The following is a 14,782-nucleotide window of genomic DNA, read 5'->3' on the forward strand; positions in this document are numbered from 1 at the left end:
TTACGACTCGGAGCGCTACACCGTGATGTTCGACTCGGTGGCGGGGCCGAGGAAAGCACTCCATGCGGCCTGCGGGACAACGACGGCGGGGCCCTTCTTGTTTTTGGAGTCGCGGAAGCCGACCTGGTCGAGCAGGGGTGCGATCTTGATACAGGAACCGCCCGTGTCGTTGTTGTAGGAGGCATTGAACCAGCTGGACTCGGGGGCGCTCATGAGCAGAAAGCGGCGCTCGAGCCGTCAGGTCACGTGCAACATGCGTGGCGGGGCAGACGAGCGTCTTGATCACCTGACGCGTCGCGGTAGCGGTGTATGGCGGTGGGGAGGACGTCGCAGCAGACCGGTGCTCGCCAACCACAGCCGCTCCTTGGTGTAGGCGTCGCAGTCGGCCAGGTCAAAGTCTCTGCGTTCGCACAGCGTGTGCAGGTAGAAGGAGACTATGCCCAGGGTTTTCTGCCACGGCCAGGCGGCATAGCCCGCCGTAACCGGCCCGACCGACGTTGTCAGGGGGCGGCTTCCACGCGGCTCCGCCCAGCGATGGGCGACTGGGGCAGTGAGTCCCGGAGTGTGGTCGGTATGGCGACGCAGGATGTGCAGTGCGAGCTTGTTGCCCTTCAGGCGGGCATCGACCGTGCCGGGGCCAGACCATCCCCGGTGGAGAGGAAGATCCGGTCACCTGCCGGCCCGAGTCCCTGTTGCCAGGCTTCAAGTGTCTTCTGCAGTCGTTGGCTGACCAGACTGGCAGGGGTGTCGGACCACGGACCTTCGCCCTCAGGCACAGCGTGAGGGATAGCCTCGTGGACGGCCCAGGCCGCGACGCCGGGCTGGGAGTTCATGCGAGACGTTTCGTGCTGGCGCCAGGCCGTGATCGCTGGCTGTGCGAACGCCGCCGTGCCGACATCGCACCGCAACCCGCCCGCATTCGGCCGGAATCAGCGGGGGAGAGAGCCACGGGGACGGGAAGGGGCCAGAGCGAAGCTGGGCCCCCTTCCTGCTGCTCGCGGGACGGGCGGCAGCATTGGCATGCCAAACGCACGCCACCTCCGCCCGAGAGCCAGTGCTCATCTCCGCGCAGTCTGTTGGCCTATACGGTGAACTCGTAGCCGAGGAGGCCACGGCCGCCAGCAAAGAGGGCTCGACTGTCGGGATGCCAGATCACGGATTCAAGGTCGCTGTCGGCCCGCATGCTGGTGAGGAGTTCACCTGTCGTGGCGTCCCATACGAAGATTGTGTCGCCTCCCGCGCCAGCGAGGTACTTGCCGTCGGAGCTGAAGGCTGCCGCCCTGACCCTAGTGCCGCGGAACCTGTGAATGACGGATTCGGTGGCGATGTCCACTACCCGGAATCCGACGCTGCCATCAACGACGGCAAGCCGACCGTTGTCCGGAGTGAATGCCAAGGCCCACGCTCGCGCTGAGTGGTGCGCCACATGCGAGACCTGTACGCCTGACGCAGTGTCCCAGACGAGGGTTCCGGCTGTAGCGAGGCGGGATCCGTCTGGGCTGAACACAATCCTGCGCGATCTGTGGTGAGGGAACTGATGTATCTGCATGCCGCTGGCGATGTCCCAGACACCGACAGTTCCCTGCCGGTCGACCGTGGCAAGAAGATCTCCTGGCGGGCTGAGTTCCACTTTCTCCAGCGGCCCGGCACAGGCGAGTTGTACAAGCAGCGTCCCAGCGGCGTCCCACACGCCAACTGTCTGGCGATCCGCGGCCGCGGCGAAGTGGATGCCTGTCGCCGTAAAAGCTGCCGAGAGCAGATCGGCCGGGTCTCCGTACAAGGGAGGGGTGAACCACAGCTCCTGCCCGGCGGATCCATCGCCTCTTGCGAAGCGTTGGACTTGCACACCGCTCGTGGAATCCCAGACGGAGAACCCCTCACGGCTCACGGTGGCGATGCGGGACCCATCAGTGGAGACCGCCGCGACACCGACAGGGGCCTCCTGCGGCTGCACCGAACTAGTGGCGAGGTCCCAGATCCGGACAGTTTTGTCCATGCTGGCGCTTGTGAGCCTCAGACCGTCCGCGCTGAAGCCCAGCGATGAGCACAGCGATCCATGGTGGAAACGACGGGCCCGTGTCCTCGTGGCGAGGTCCCACACCTCCACGACGCCCTCGTGGTTCCCGGTAGCAAGTGCCGTGCCGTCGGCATTGAACGCTGCCACAGTGACGTCGAGGCAGTCGCGGAGCTCCTGCAGACGAACGCTGGACGATGTACTCCAGATGCTGACACTTCCCCCCTGAACTGTGGCAACGTGAGCTCCGTCCGCTGTAACCGCCACAGGTCGGCCCTGCAGAGTTTTCAGGTTGCTGCCGGTGTCGGCGTCGCAGTAGTAGGAACGCATGCCACCACGCCTTGAGAAGACCAGCGTCGTGCCGTCCTGACTCACCAGAAGCCGGCCTGAGCTACTGACAGGCGTCTGAAACTCATTGAGACTGGCGCCGGTAGCCGTGTCCCAGGTCGTAACTACGCCGTCCTCCAGTGCGGTGAAGAGACGAGACCCGTCAGCGCTGAAGGCGGCAGCACGGCATTTGCCTGGAAAGAACTGGTTCAGCTCCGAGCCCGTGGTCAGATCCCAGCCGTCGACGATGCCATCGCCATCGACGGTGAGCAGATGTGCTCCATCGTTACCGAAAGCCAGTTCCTTCATTCGGCTGTGTCGCGGCAGTTCCCCTACCTGCGCCCCGCTCAAGGCATCCCAGACCCGGACTCGGCCACTGATGTCAATGGTGGCGAGGCGTGTCCCGTCAAGGCTGAAGGCCATCTCCTCAACGGGTGCCTGATGCGTAAGGGTCCGCAGGAGCGCAGAGCTGGGCAGATCAGGCGGGGACCATCGGTCGATGAGCGCTGGCCTCGACAAAGCACTATCGGCGGCCGCCAGCCATGCCGCACCTCCAGGAACGCGGCTGCGCAGTACGGCATCGAGGGCCTGGGGCGGTGTAGTGGGGGTCATGAGGTGCGCGGCGCGTTCCAGATGGGAAGCCAGAATGGCGGCATCAGCGTGAGGGACGAGGGCGAGGTCCCGAAGAGGCGCGGTGGGGCCGTGGTGGTGCAGGCGCATGCTGACCCAGCGGAAATCCGTGGCCAGAGCGACCGCATCAGGGGTGCGGTCCCCGTCCACCAGGTGCGCGATGAGGAAGTCCCGCAGGTACCCGCAGCGCGTTGTCCACCAATCAGGCCCGCCCTCGCCGGCCGAGGTGAGGGTGTCGAGAAAGGCTCTGTTCACTGCCCACAGCCGGGCTGACAGCTCTGCCCGGAGATGATCGCGGATCACGTCGTGCAGGGCCACGGTCCCGCCTGGGACGCTTGAGTCGAGACTGAGCAGGGACAGGTCGGCCATCTGCCTGCACAGGCTGCGCGCAGTGGTCTCGTCGAGACCGGCCGCCCCCTCCCACAGGCGGGCTACCAGCGTGATCGGGACGGCCTCGTCCTCGGCGAAGACTCCAAGTTCCGCGAACCTTGCGCCCCCATCTGGGGGAAGGAGTTCGGTGGCGGCCGCGAGGCTGGCGCGCACAGCCCGGTTCCGCTCGTCGGTGTCGTCGAGGTTGAAATCTTTCTGAGGGTCGCTCGCCGCCGGCCCGTGTACGCGCAGCCGGTGGAGAAGGCGTCGGCCGACCTCATTCGCGTCCGCCCCGGTTGACAACTGCTCGCTCAGGACACGGTTGGCGATCCGCAACAAGAGCGCCCACCGGCCGGTCGCCTCGACAAGGTCGTCGATCACCACCTGTTCCGGCACATGCGGCAACCCCTTCGTCAGGGCCAGCTGGGCCTGGGCGTACGTCATGCGGTCCACAGTGATCCGCGAGGCATGAGCGGGAAGCACGCTCGCGTTGCGTGTGGTGATCAGCCGGACGCACCGCCGCTCTGCACCCATGAGGAACGGCCGCAGCTGCTCCGCCTCCCATACGTCGTCAATCACCAGCAGGGTCTGCGGCATTGCGGCAAGGAGCTTGCCCAGCTGAACGCCGGCCTGCTCCGGATCGTCGCCGGCCGTGCACTCGACCCCGGTGATACGCACCATCTCCGTTGCGACCTTGGCCGCAACCCCGGCTCTGCCCCTCACGCCACGGCCGATCGTGATGAACCAGATCCCGCCGGGGAATCTCTCGCGGACCTTCGACTGGGCAACGGCAAACCGGGCGAGTGTCGTCTTGCCGAAACCGCCCGGCCCATGCAGCCCAGCAGTGATGGCCACAGCACCTCCGCCCCCGCGCCAGCGTCCGCGGGTGCCTGCCAGGACGGCGTCGACCACCTGGCGGGCTTCCGCCCGCTCCACCCACCCGTCCGGGACAGTCACGGGACCAGGTGCGGCAGGCCCAGCCGCCGCTGCTGCCGGGCTGAGCTTGGGCCATATCGTCGAGACCAGTAGGAATGCGCCTCCCAAGACGCTGGCGACCTGGTCGCCCTCGCTCCATCCCTCCTCCAGGACTGTCGATATGAGGAAGGCCAGCCCGCCCAGAAGGAGCGGGCCGCGCACAATCCATTTCTTCACAAAACGCCTCAAGCCCCACCCCTTTGATCGTCACCATGCCGCACCCCTCACGTTCCTGTGCTGTCTGGCCAGGACCCCGGCCCGGCCGTGTCGCTCGCTTCAACCGAGAGGCGGGGGCGTGCTGCGCCAAGTCTCGCGCAAACCAGGCAGGGGCGCGCCCGTTGCCCACAGAACCACCAGAGCCGAACATCACGACGACAGTGGGATCACAGGATGGCCGGGGGGCGGGGCGGCTGACACCGGGACCAGCCTCAGCAGCCGCTACGGGCAGCACCACGGTCCATCCGCCCGGTGCGGGGTGCCCGGCCCGGGAAGTGGCGCCAGCCTGCCGTAAGTCGGCCAGTTCACGGATCCAACCCCGGACTGTTGGAAGGGAAGTGGTCGGCGGACTTGCAGGGAAAGATGAGGGGGAACGACTGCGGACTGCTGTTTCGTGCGAACAGATGTGGCTTCGGTAGAGCGTCCTGAGCGAGGCGACGGGTAAGCGACCTCTGCAGCGTGGGAACGTCTAGGGACAGGGATGTGTCATCGCCCCTGTCGTTCGGGACGTGGAGGAAGGCCGTGTAGCGACTGCTCGGGTTGGCCGGGTCGCGGTCCAACGCCCATCCGTCGGGGCCTGTCGCCGTCAGGATGTACTCCTCCTTCGGACCTCGGGAAGGCGTCTGCTCCCCATCCCGTGCATCGATGAAGTCGGGGAGCGCGCTGCCGCTGGTGCACGCGTCGAGAATCACCAGTGATCGGCTCGCACAGCTCCTGCGCAGCAGGTCGCTGACACGCGAATAGGGCAGCCCCTCGTGCAAACGTGACGGCTGCCTCCATCGTGGGCGGCCTGGGCAGCTCGGCACTGCTCAGCAACTTCGTGGCTGTGCCGATGGCGGTGCGCCGCTGGGACTTTCCCGCGATCAGTAGGTGGGCTGGCGGCTGGTACCTACGTACGCCTGTGGCGGGCTGCCCGCCTACGGGACGTGTTGCGGACGCGACGGCTCTCCCTGGCGGATTCCGGGGATTCTCTGCCCTCGCAGCGGCGTATCGAGGCTTTTGACGTCTTCAGAGAGGGGCTGACGGAGACCTGTCGTGCGGATTCTGATCCGGGCCCGTGCGGGGAGCCGTTGCCCGGTGTCCGTGATGCCGGTAGACCATCTCGTCGGGATGGCGGTTCATACGGGCTTGACGCCAGGCAGCATCGAACGACAGGGACACGGTGCTGCGTTGGCGTATGCGTAAGGCCTGCACACAGGTGAGGGGGGAGAGCACCATCCGCCACAGAAGGAGTTTCACGGATGGGCCCTTCGCGCAGCGGCCTCGCTCTGAGTGCCCGTGAGAGCCTCAGGCAAGGTGCCACCGTTGAGAGCGGTGAGCGATTCTGTCAGCAGGATCAGAGCCTGTTTCTGCTTCTCCGGATCCTTGAAGCCTTGGCCCACTAGCTCCCACTGCTGCAGCAGGGGAAACCACCATTGGTCACAGGAACTGATCAGACGGGCCAGGCGCTGGAGCTCACCTACCAGCTCCTCGTCCAGTGCCCCTGTTGCGCGGCGCTCCATCTGGTCCAGGACGACGAGGTCGGGACGGTCGTAGAGGTTCTTCTTGAGGAAGCACAGACGCCGGATGCGCTGCTCGTCGGCCTGCTGCTGAGCGAGCAGTTCTTGGGCACCAGTAGGCAGGCCCAGCACTGCCCGCGCACTCAGCAGCCGGTAGTACGGGCTGAGGTGGGGGAGGCAGAAGGCGGCATTGACCTGGTCCTGGGCGGCAGGCAGATCGACCACCGGCTGGGCTGCCGCTGCACCCATCGCCGTCGCGTGAACATGGGCCCGCACGCTCTCCTCCACCTGGGGACCGGCGCGCCAGCGCGGACGCCACACGATGGTGTAGACCGCCTCGAAACAGACCCCCTCGCTTACGCTGGGCAGCAACCGGGGCTGGGCCGATGCACTGGTGCGGGCAGCACGCTGCCACGGCCACCTCATGCGCCGTCCTGCAGCGGAAAGACAGCGTGCAGACGGGTGTCCACGAGGTGGTGGTAGAAGTCGTCTGCCACGCTGGTGCCCTCGGCGGTGGAGATGCCACGCAATTCCCGCATGAGATTCATGCCGGCCTCGAACATGTTGTGGCCGCGCAGCGCCGGAAGGAGCTGGTCCCGCAGCCGGCCATAGGCCACAGGATCGGTGGTGCTGGCGCGAATCCAATGGGATAGCCGCGGAATGATCTCCGCGACCGTACGCGGGTTGCCCAGCAGATCATGCACCCCACGCGACACGTCGATATCCAGCGAAGACTGCGCCAGCAGCCACGGGGCGCCGTCGTCCTGGGCCGCCATCAGCGCCAGAAAAGCCAGACTCCCGCCCCGGGCAGAGCCCTTGCTCTGCTGCCACTCACGGACCTCAGCTGCCAGACGCACGGCACCGACGGGCTGCTGAGCGAGCTCGGTATAGGCAGCCAGGACCAACTCACGGTTGGCACTCTCACCAGTGGTGTGCGCGATCCGGCGCAGACGCACCATGGCCCGCTTCGCCACGGAAGGAGCGACGGTCGTGTCCTCCAGGATGCGCCGGCACAACACGATCACCGCCGGCGCGTACTCGTCCTGCTCCGCCCACCGGTAGAGCGCCTCCCACGCCAGACGGCCGATGTGCTCGTTGCGCACCGCGCTTTCCATGACCGCGCCCAGCACCTCGGGCTTCTTGGCGCACGCCGTCTTTCCCAGCGCGGTGAGGTAGCCCATCGTTCCGTGCCGCAGAGTGAGTTCGGCCAGCGCACTGACCGTCGGGTCCTCAAGGCTGGGCGTCTGCGCCGCATCGACCAGCCAGGCCAGCAGCGGCTCACGCATCGTGTCGTAGTTGTCCCAGACGTACTCCAGCACCGCCCGCCCGTACGCGGGTCGGTCAAAGACGACCCTGTCCTGACCGTCTACATCGGCCCCCACGTCCAGGATGCGGCGGCGCAGCCCCCGACCGGCAAGGGCGCTGGGGGCCGCAGCGAACGCACCGCCTGCACCGGACGAGGCGGAGGACTGGCCGGCAGCCCGTGTCAGCAGTTCCTGCGCGCCGCGCGCGACATCGGGCATGGGCGCGGACTGCTGCACGGCGAGAGCCAGCAGCAGACAGCGGTCCTCCACCGTGAGCGAGGGATTGCCATGGCTATGCAAATGCGTCATTTCGCCGAACAGAGCGTCGAGTTCGCTGCGCCAGTCGGTCAGCGCCGCGGTAAGACGGTCTTCCAGGCTCATCGCGGGCTGCTCACCGACGCGGGCCGGGATTGGCGACTGCTCCAGATGGGAGTGCTCCTGCCATACCATCACGATGGTGTGAGCTGCGCGCTCGGCGGCGACAGCGGTCAGCCCCCGTAAGGACGCTTGTGCCTTGGAATAGGACTGCAGAGACGTGATCAGCCGCTCATAGCCATAAGCTTCTAGATGCGCCTCGACCACCTTCTGGGCGTCGGGCGCCTCCCGCAGATGAACGACATGGACCCCCTCACGCTCGCCCAGGCGGTGATCGCGCCACAACTCCTGCGCCACGGTCAGCACCAGATAGGAGCCGATCGCACGAAGCTGGGAGGCGTGCGACGACAGCGCGTTCAGGAAGTCCGAGGACAGCTGGTCGTTCTCCGGGTGCTTGAGGTCGAGCTGGAAGGCATGCTCTTTCTCCAGCGGCAGGCGCCCCTTGGTGGGAAAGCTCCAGTCCGCATCCAGTTTGACGAGACCCACATGACTATCGGTGTGCTGCGCCAGCAGCCGCAGGGCGAACGTCGTCGACCCGAACGAGCGCGGCGCCACGATGACAAGTACGGGTTGCTGCGGGCGGCCGCTGACGGCATCCAGCGCCTGGGTCCAGACGGCGTCCCAGTGGGGGCCACGGACGAACGGCTGATCCAGGAGCCGTCCGCGGTCGATCTCGACACCCTCGAGCACATCCCGCTTATGTGTGCTCGTCTGCAGGTTCAGTTCCTCGACGACGTTGGCGACCACACCGACCTCCCCGTATAGGTGCGTAGCCGCCCCGTCGGTGCGCAGCAGACTCGGCGCGTTGTGGTGCGGATCTACCGACCCGGCCGGCCCCGTCAGAGGCGCGTGAGAGCGCTCACCCGGCGTGTCCCGCACCGGTTGGGGAGGCTGGCCTTCTGGGCGCAGCCTGCGCAACCAGCCGCCGGGGCCGGACTCATCTTCCGGTGCTGGGGGCTCGGGCCGTGAGGCATCGATGGGGGTGTCGGACATGCGGGCACTCCAGGGTGAGGTGGACGCGAGGGTGCAGGAGGCGATGAGAGACGGGCCGTCTCAGCGCGGGCGACGGTCGATCCGCAGCTTGCCGATGTGGTTGGCGATCGTGGAGTCGACGACCTGCTCGTGGAACTGGAAGATGCCGCCACTGCCTGCGGCCGGCGCAGCGATGGGAGCGCTCGCCGGCTGCGAGGCCGGTGGCGGAGCTTCGACGAGGTGGGGGAGTACCGCCTTGCCGGTCAGCCCCGGCACATGAAGGCGGCACGGCTCCGTGAAGTGCGGCTTGTCGCTGACGTGGGCGAGGGTCTCAAGGAAATGCTGCCGGTCCAGCCCCGGTGTCCGCCCGGCACGCACGGTACGCCGATATGCAGTCTCGGAGAGCGCGACTGCCAGAAAGGCACCCCCCTCGACCGCCGCGGCCAGCGCCCCGCGCACCTCCTGGCTGTCGACCAGCCGGCACGCGTCATTGATGGCATCACCCCGGTGATCCGGCAGGGACAGCGGCCCGACGTGCACACTGGCCCGGAGGTAGACAGCAGGGGCACTACTCAGCCGCTGCTGGTCGTAGCGCGTCAGCGCTGCGTTGAGACGTCCCAACAGCGGATCGACGAGCCGAGCCAGGTACGGGGCCGGAAAAACCAAAATGGCGCCGTCACCACGGTCCTTGAACGCATTCGCTTCCTCGCGAGGGTCCTTGAGCCCGCACTCAGCGAGCACGGTGGCCAGGATGTCGTCCACATCGGAGCGGACCGGGGCCATCTTCGCCTCAGGGAACTTGCTGTACTCCTTCATGTCGATGACCACCAGCGCGTGTTCCGCGGGCACGAGACGGTCTTGAGGGATCGGTGATGCCATGAGGGGCCCTCCAAAGGGGGACAGGCGTGCACGAAGACCTCATGCTGTTCCCCCTGTCAGGCTGGTGGTGCCCACCAGGGGGCACCACCGGCGTGCCCCTCATCACGCTTGTGTATGGGCGTGTGACTGGATGGCACCAATGTTGCGGATGAGGAGCCCGCCCCCCGATTCCGTGGCCACCCACCCCTCCTCACGCCAGGGCCGGAGAGCATTTCCCACCGCGTTGCGAGAGGCCCCGATCATCTGGGAAAGCTCCGTCTGCGTCAGACGCACGACAAGGCCCGTAGCCGCAGAAGACGCTGCATCGGACAGCCGCCCCAGAGCTGACGCCAGACGCACCGGCACCGACGCCGTCGACAGCTCAAGCCGGACCGCTTGTCCCTCCCGCACCCGATTAATGGCGTGACGCAGCAACGGCGCCAGCAGATGATGCTCCTCGACAAACGCCAGAAAGTCAGAGGCCGGAACGATGCGAACGTGACACGCCTCAGCTGCGATGACCGAAGCAGTACGCGGCTGCTCATCCAGTACAGCCAGCTCACCCAGAAGAGCCCCAGCGCCCCGCACCGCAAGCAGAGCACGCTCACCCCGCTGACCAGTCAGCGTCACCAGAGTCGAGCCAGCATCAAGCATGATCACGTGCGTTGCAGGATCCCCCTGCCGCAACAACAGACTCCGGGCCGGCCGCACACGCTGCGGAGCCAGACCCTGCAACGCAGACCACAAAGATCCGCCAATCAGTTCGAGATGCGACTGATACACATGCCCCCCATCACGCCTGCTCACGAGCACACGTCATGCATCGTCTCAACCCAACACGTAGGTGATCAACACACCCAATCCAGCCACAACCAGAGCCGAAATGACCAAATCAACCCCTAGACGCACCCACATCAACTTACGACCAGCCAGCACACTCAGCACCCACAACCGACGCACCTCCCACCACTGCTCATCGACCGCACCCCCACGCCCCACCGCAGCCACAAACTCCTCAAGACCACGCACACCCCCACACCCCGCCAACTCACGCTGAAACCCCCCAGCAGGAATCACTGGCCTTATGGCCCACAGCGAAACCCCGACACTCAACCCCAGCAGCACACACGCCACCGTCAGAGAACAGGCCAACACCCACCGAACACCCCACGCACCCGTCAGACCGACAACCCCCACACCCAACAGAGCCCCGGCCACCCCACACAGCACCGTCGCCTTCACATCCGCCCGCTGCACCTCAGTAAACGCATACGAAGCGCACTCCCGAACCCACTGCCTCCGACCCGCCTGCATCACCCACTGCCTCCGACCCGCCTGCATCACCCACTGCCTCCGACCCGCCTGCATCACCCACTGCCTCCGACCCGCCTGCATCCACTCAGAACACGAAGCACCAACCACGTCAGCCTCCCCAGCGCCGAACACCGCGCCAACCGCGATGCCCATCCACCATGCCCACCTCCCTGGACCACCGAAGCCCACCACAGGGCACAGACCCAGCAACTTCCATCACCATCCCTGCTGCGCCAGCAGTCCCCACCCCGCGACACAACAAACCGGCAACGAGAACTTCACAGACACCCAGACACCCAGACACCCAGACACAGCCGAACCGCCACGGGTAGCAGAACCGGCACGGCCCCGCCGAGGAAATCTCCAGAGGGCGCCGTGTTGGTCCGTCAGGCCGCCCATTCCAGTCCGAGGGCGGCGAGCGCGGCTGTCCAGGATTGGCCTTTGTGATCAGTTGATGGCGGTCTACGCGTTCGGGTGGGCCCCGGGCTACGCCACGCCTTTATGTGGTGACCTGAAGGCATCGTGGATGCGGGGCGCGTCCGGGGCCCTTCGTACGTCGACTGGACGGGCCGCGCCGGTGGCTGCCTCAGGTTGGCTCCGGCCGGTGACTTGCGAGGCGGCACCCCACGTTCCTGAGTGCCCAGCCGCGGGCTGCCGTCAACCGCATGGCCGCCTCCTCTGCCAGCGGATGAGGGGCTGTCATCGCCCGTACGTGGTGAGGGTTTCAGAACGGTGGCTTGTCGGACCACAGGTGTGTTGTTGGCGTGAGCGGTGGCGGGGGCTGTGGGGAGGGTGCTCAGCGCCTCCTCCACGCGGCCGAGGTCGATGAGGGAGCCGGCGAGGTCGTGGCTGTTCTTGTGATCCAGCCGCTGCTGGAGGACGGTATCGGCTTCGTGCAAGCGCCCGGCCTCCGCCAGCTGCTGTACGGCCTCCTCATGACTGTCCAGCGCGGCGTAGGCCTGCAGTTCCTCGATCCGGCCGTGCCGGGCCAACGGGTCGTCGAGTTGGTCTCGGCTGTTGACCGAGGTGATCTGCCGGCGGCGGAGCAGGGCGATGGCTTCATCGATGTGGCCCTGGCGCTCGCGGATCGTCGCGAGCAGGCCGAGCACTGTGTCGGGATCGAGGCCGCGGCAGCACTACGGGCCCTCGCAGCAGTGAGCTCGGCCCGAATCCGGTCGGCGAACAGCGCGGCAGCCTACTCGTCGCGGCCGGCAACGGAGGCGACGTCGACCAAGGCGGTGGCGAGCACCCAGTCATGGATGTGCGGCACGAGCAGGTCGAACGCCTCCCCGGCGCGGCCGTGCCGGGCAAGTAGCCTCGTGTAGGCCTCCAAAGCCATCGGGTGTCCGGCTTCCATGCCGGTCCGGGTGAGGTCGATCGCCTCGTCGATGCGGCCCCAGCCCTCCAGTAACTCGGCCGCGGCAACAACAGCCGTCCACCAGCGCGTTGCCACGTACGGGGCGAGCGTCTCCCACGCGTCGGCCTCTCGGCCCTGACCACCCAGCACCCGAGCCCACGCCAGCGCGCAGAACCACTCCCTGCGTCCGGCCTGCAACTCCACCACGTCGCTATGCCTCGTTCGAGCAGCCGCGAGACCAGCTCCGGCGGGATGCAGCCGGACCTCGTCCGGGCCCGGTAGTCAAGATCAGGAGCGTCCACGGCCAAGGACCATAGCGCTCGCCCCGACGCCAGCGGCCGCATCACTCCCGGTCACACAGGCCCGGGTCATCGTCATCCCCGTGTTTCCTCGGCGGTGTGGTGGCGGCTTGGCCGGTTTGGTGCCCGCCCGATCTGCTCGGCAACTGCCTCGACTTCCTTCTCGCCGTACGCGGTACGCACACCGGAGAAGCTGTAGCCGGCGTGCCGGGCCAGCTCCTGCAGCCCGTAGGGACGGTTACCGCAAAACTCCCTCCCGGCTGGTCGCCTGGACCATGGTCGCGACGATCGAGCTCCTCTCCTACATCGAAGCTCTGTGGAAGGACGGTGTTCTGCGGCTCAGGCCGGAAGTCTTCGACGCGCAGGTCGCCCTGAAGTCGACGGTGTGGGAAGAGCCTGCTCAGGTGTTCTTCGCTCCCGTCGGAACGGAGCCGCCATCGGTTGCGACGACCTCACCGCCCGAGGCGTGGCTCCCGCTGGGCAAGGGCACGGACCCCTCAAGCTTGCAGACCATCTTCGGAGGACAGCTCCTCCATCCAACTACTTCCGTACGCGCGACCGCTTCGTCCAGCGAAGACTCCGACGCGGGCCAGCCCAAAGGCGACGGCAACACGGCGGCGACCGCCCACGGGACTCCACGGCAGCCTGTGAAGAACTGGCAGGCCGAGGGGATCGAGCGCTGGAGAGCGATGAACTTCTGACGGCGCACCAGTACTCCGCGTCGTCGCGCCGCTCGCGTTGACCCTGGGCAAGCCTCCGCTGTCAGTAGCGGCTGGCACTGGGACGGTATGCCTTGGGCCGGTTCCTCACCGATTTACGGGGTGGAACGGGAACGAGATTCACCTCCCACCGAATGCGCATCAGAAGCGGCAGCAGGCGCAGGTCTTCCAGCACCTTGAGGTACGAGCTGTTCTTGGGCAAGGACGTTCCTTGAGGGCATTGGCTTCACTGATCCCGAGGCCCTTCTGGACGACCGCAGTGGGTGGAATGGCGCGGCGGCCCCGCCCACGAATTCGGCACCGCCTGATGTCCGAGCGGCCGGGCAGGTGGTCCTGCCCGGCCGCAGTGGCTACTCCCAGGGTCTCGGTAGGGCGTGCCACAGGGCTCTGAGCCAGTCGGGCGGGTTAGTGAGGCACTTGTCCACCAGCCGAGCCGTGATGGAACGGGCGGCACCCTGAGCGGCGCCCTGGGCCATCGCGGCGGTCAGGCCGGCACCGGCACCGACAGCGGGCTGCTGCGGGATGGGCGCGAGGTTGGGCGGCTGGACGCGCGCGGGATCGTTGTCCCGGGTCATGATGCTGCTCCCTTGAGCAGAGGGATCGAGGACAGCGGACACCTGCGTGGTGTCGTCCGCGGGGGTGTGCGCCGCGCGGTCGGCGGTCCTGCTGCGGCTCTCTGCGTGAGCGCGTCCCTGTGGGGCTTCGGCCCTGGCCCAGGGTGGCGTGTTCAGCGTAGCGGCGATCGGCGCGGGTGGTGCCCCGGGTGCTTGGCGGGTGGTCATCGGTACTGCCTCCGGCATGAGTTCGACATGGCGGGCAGGAAAGTGGCAGGACTGAGGGCCGGAGAAGCTCCCCACTGCGCCCCCCCGCACCAGGTAACCCAAGGGAGACGTGTACGCCTAGATCGGTAGGACGGGGGAGAAGCGGACGGCCATCCTCATAGGCAGTTCGCCGAGTAGCGAGGAGCTCAGAAGGACACGATCCACGGGCAGTCCGGCAGGACAAGGAACATCAAGAGGATTTGCCCACGGGATGCCCAGGCCGGGCCGAAGGCAACGAAGGGGCAGAAGACCGAGCGTCATACTCGGCCCCGCACAAACTCCCGCCAGGAAGGCCCGGAAGACAGACAGTTCGACTACCGCGAGGGCGTAGCCCCGCACCCTCAGGCCCAACCCACCCCAACCACCACTCATCCAGGCCGTCAGGCCAACCAACACAACGCCCAGCTCACAAGACACACCCAGACTCTCCGCCAGGGGAGACACCGAATCAAATCCCTGCCCAAAAACCAAAATGACATCAACAGCGCCGACAGGCGCCCAACCTCAACACCCCCGACCGCCAGGGAAGGGGAACAAGCCCACCCAACCCCCAGTCATGCCGCCAGGCATGACACCCCACCACCCATCGGGCCGTCAGGCCCGAACACCACCCCGTTTGCCCCGCCAGGGGCAAGCCCCAACCCACCCCAACCCACAGTCATGCCGCCAGGCATGACGACGCGTCACCATCCGGCCGTCAGGCCGGGGTTGGGCCGCCAGGCCCAACTGAAGA

The 14,782-nt window shown here is 66.9% G+C and carries 12 protein-coding genes; 1 reads left to right on the top strand and 11 read right to left on the bottom strand.

Annotated features, from left to right (window positions below):
* Positions 1-15: 15 nt before the first annotated feature.
* The 9 genes from OG488_RS38525 to OG488_RS38560 all read right to left on the bottom strand — a co-directional run bounded on the left by OG488_RS38525 (position 16) and on the right by OG488_RS38560 (position 12,417).
* Entirely contained in the window at positions 16-213 is a 198-nt protein-coding gene (locus OG488_RS38525) for a DUF397 domain-containing protein (protein ID WP_329224676.1), read from the bottom strand.
* An 868-nt stretch (positions 214-1,081) separates the two neighbouring features.
* A complete protein-coding gene (locus OG488_RS38530; protein WP_329224675.1) occupies positions 1,082-4,195 on the bottom strand; it encodes an NB-ARC domain-containing protein in 3,114 nt (1,037 codons plus the stop codon).
* Positions 4,196-5,766: 1,571 nt separating this feature from the next.
* Positions 5,767-6,456 carry a hypothetical protein gene (locus OG488_RS38535; RefSeq protein ID WP_329224673.1) on the bottom strand — a complete coding sequence of 230 codons (690 nt, stop codon included), beginning with the start codon at positions 6,454-6,456 and terminating at the stop codon, positions 5,767-5,769.
* A complete protein-coding gene (locus tag OG488_RS38540; protein ID WP_329224671.1) occupies positions 6,453-8,456 on the bottom strand; it encodes a hypothetical protein in 2,004 nt (667 codons plus the stop codon). Before OG488_RS38540 ends, OG488_RS38535 begins: the two co-directional genes overlap by 4 nt.
* Positions 8,457-8,762: 306 nt before the next feature.
* Positions 8,763-9,560 carry a hypothetical protein gene (locus OG488_RS38545; RefSeq protein WP_329224668.1) on the bottom strand — a complete coding sequence of 266 codons (798 nt, stop codon included), beginning with the start codon at positions 9,558-9,560 and terminating at the stop codon, positions 8,763-8,765.
* Positions 9,561-9,662: 102 nt separating this feature from the next.
* Positions 9,663-10,322: a Crp/Fnr family transcriptional regulator gene (locus OG488_RS38550; protein ID WP_250294422.1), complete on the bottom strand. Its 660-nt coding sequence runs from the start codon at positions 10,320-10,322 to the stop codon at positions 9,663-9,665.
* Between the two features lie 45 nt (positions 10,323-10,367).
* A complete protein-coding gene (locus tag OG488_RS39400; RefSeq protein WP_443074268.1) occupies positions 10,368-11,006 on the bottom strand; it encodes a Pycsar system effector family protein in 639 nt (212 codons plus the stop codon).
* A gap of 233 nt (positions 11,007-11,239) precedes the next feature.
* Positions 11,240-11,962 (bottom strand): hypothetical protein, encoded by a 723-nt coding sequence (locus tag OG488_RS38555; RefSeq protein WP_329224664.1) that lies wholly within the window; start codon positions 11,960-11,962, stop codon positions 11,240-11,242.
* Between the two features lie 86 nt (positions 11,963-12,048).
* Positions 12,049-12,417 carry a hypothetical protein gene (locus tag OG488_RS38560; protein ID WP_329224662.1) on the bottom strand — a complete coding sequence of 123 codons (369 nt, stop codon included), beginning with the start codon at positions 12,415-12,417 and terminating at the stop codon, positions 12,049-12,051.
* Between the two features lie 367 nt (positions 12,418-12,784).
* Here OG488_RS38560 and OG488_RS38565 point away from each other — a divergent pair, with 367 nt between their 5' ends.
* On the top strand, positions 12,785-13,210 hold the full coding sequence (locus OG488_RS38565; protein WP_329224660.1) for a hypothetical protein: 426 nt from the start codon (positions 12,785-12,787) through the stop codon (positions 13,208-13,210).
* Positions 13,211-13,271: 61 nt separating this feature from the next.
* Here OG488_RS38565 and OG488_RS38570 read toward each other — a convergent pair whose 3' ends face one another.
* Together OG488_RS38570 and OG488_RS38575 are read right to left on the bottom strand one after the other, a co-directional pair.
* Positions 13,272-13,430 (bottom strand): hypothetical protein, encoded by a 159-nt coding sequence (locus OG488_RS38570; protein WP_329224658.1) that lies wholly within the window; start codon positions 13,428-13,430, stop codon positions 13,272-13,274.
* A gap of 148 nt (positions 13,431-13,578) precedes the next feature.
* Positions 13,579-13,803 carry a hypothetical protein gene (locus OG488_RS38575; protein WP_329224656.1) on the bottom strand — a complete coding sequence of 75 codons (225 nt, stop codon included), beginning with the start codon at positions 13,801-13,803 and terminating at the stop codon, positions 13,579-13,581.
* Between the last annotated feature and the right edge of the window lie 979 nt (positions 13,804-14,782).

The sequence above is a fragment of the Streptomyces sp. NBC_01460 genome, from assembly GCF_036227405.1.
GTDB lineage: Bacteria > Actinomycetota > Actinomycetes > Streptomycetales > Streptomycetaceae > Streptomyces.

Excerpts from the sequence above, each read along its gene's own strand:
- OG488_RS38525 (WP_329224676.1), bottom strand. The coding sequence starts at position 213 with ATGAGCGCCCCCGAGTCCAGCTGGTTCAATGCCTCCTACAACAACGAC.
- OG488_RS38535 (WP_329224673.1), bottom strand. The coding sequence starts at position 6,456 with ATGAGGTGGCCGTGGCAGCGTGCTGCCCGCACCAGTGCATCGGCCCAG.
- OG488_RS39400 (WP_443074268.1), bottom strand. The coding sequence starts at position 11,006 with ATGGGCATCGCGGTTGGCGCGGTGTTCGGCGCTGGGGAGGCTGACGTG.
- OG488_RS38565 (WP_329224660.1), top strand. The coding sequence starts at position 12,785 with ATGGTCGCGACGATCGAGCTCCTCTCCTACATCGAAGCTCTGTGGAAG.
- OG488_RS38575 (WP_329224656.1), bottom strand. The coding sequence starts at position 13,803 with ATGACCCGGGACAACGATCCCGCGCGCGTCCAGCCGCCCAACCTCGCG.
- OG488_RS38545 (WP_329224668.1), bottom strand. The coding sequence starts at position 9,560 with ATGGCATCACCGATCCCTCAAGACCGTCTCGTGCCCGCGGAACACGCG.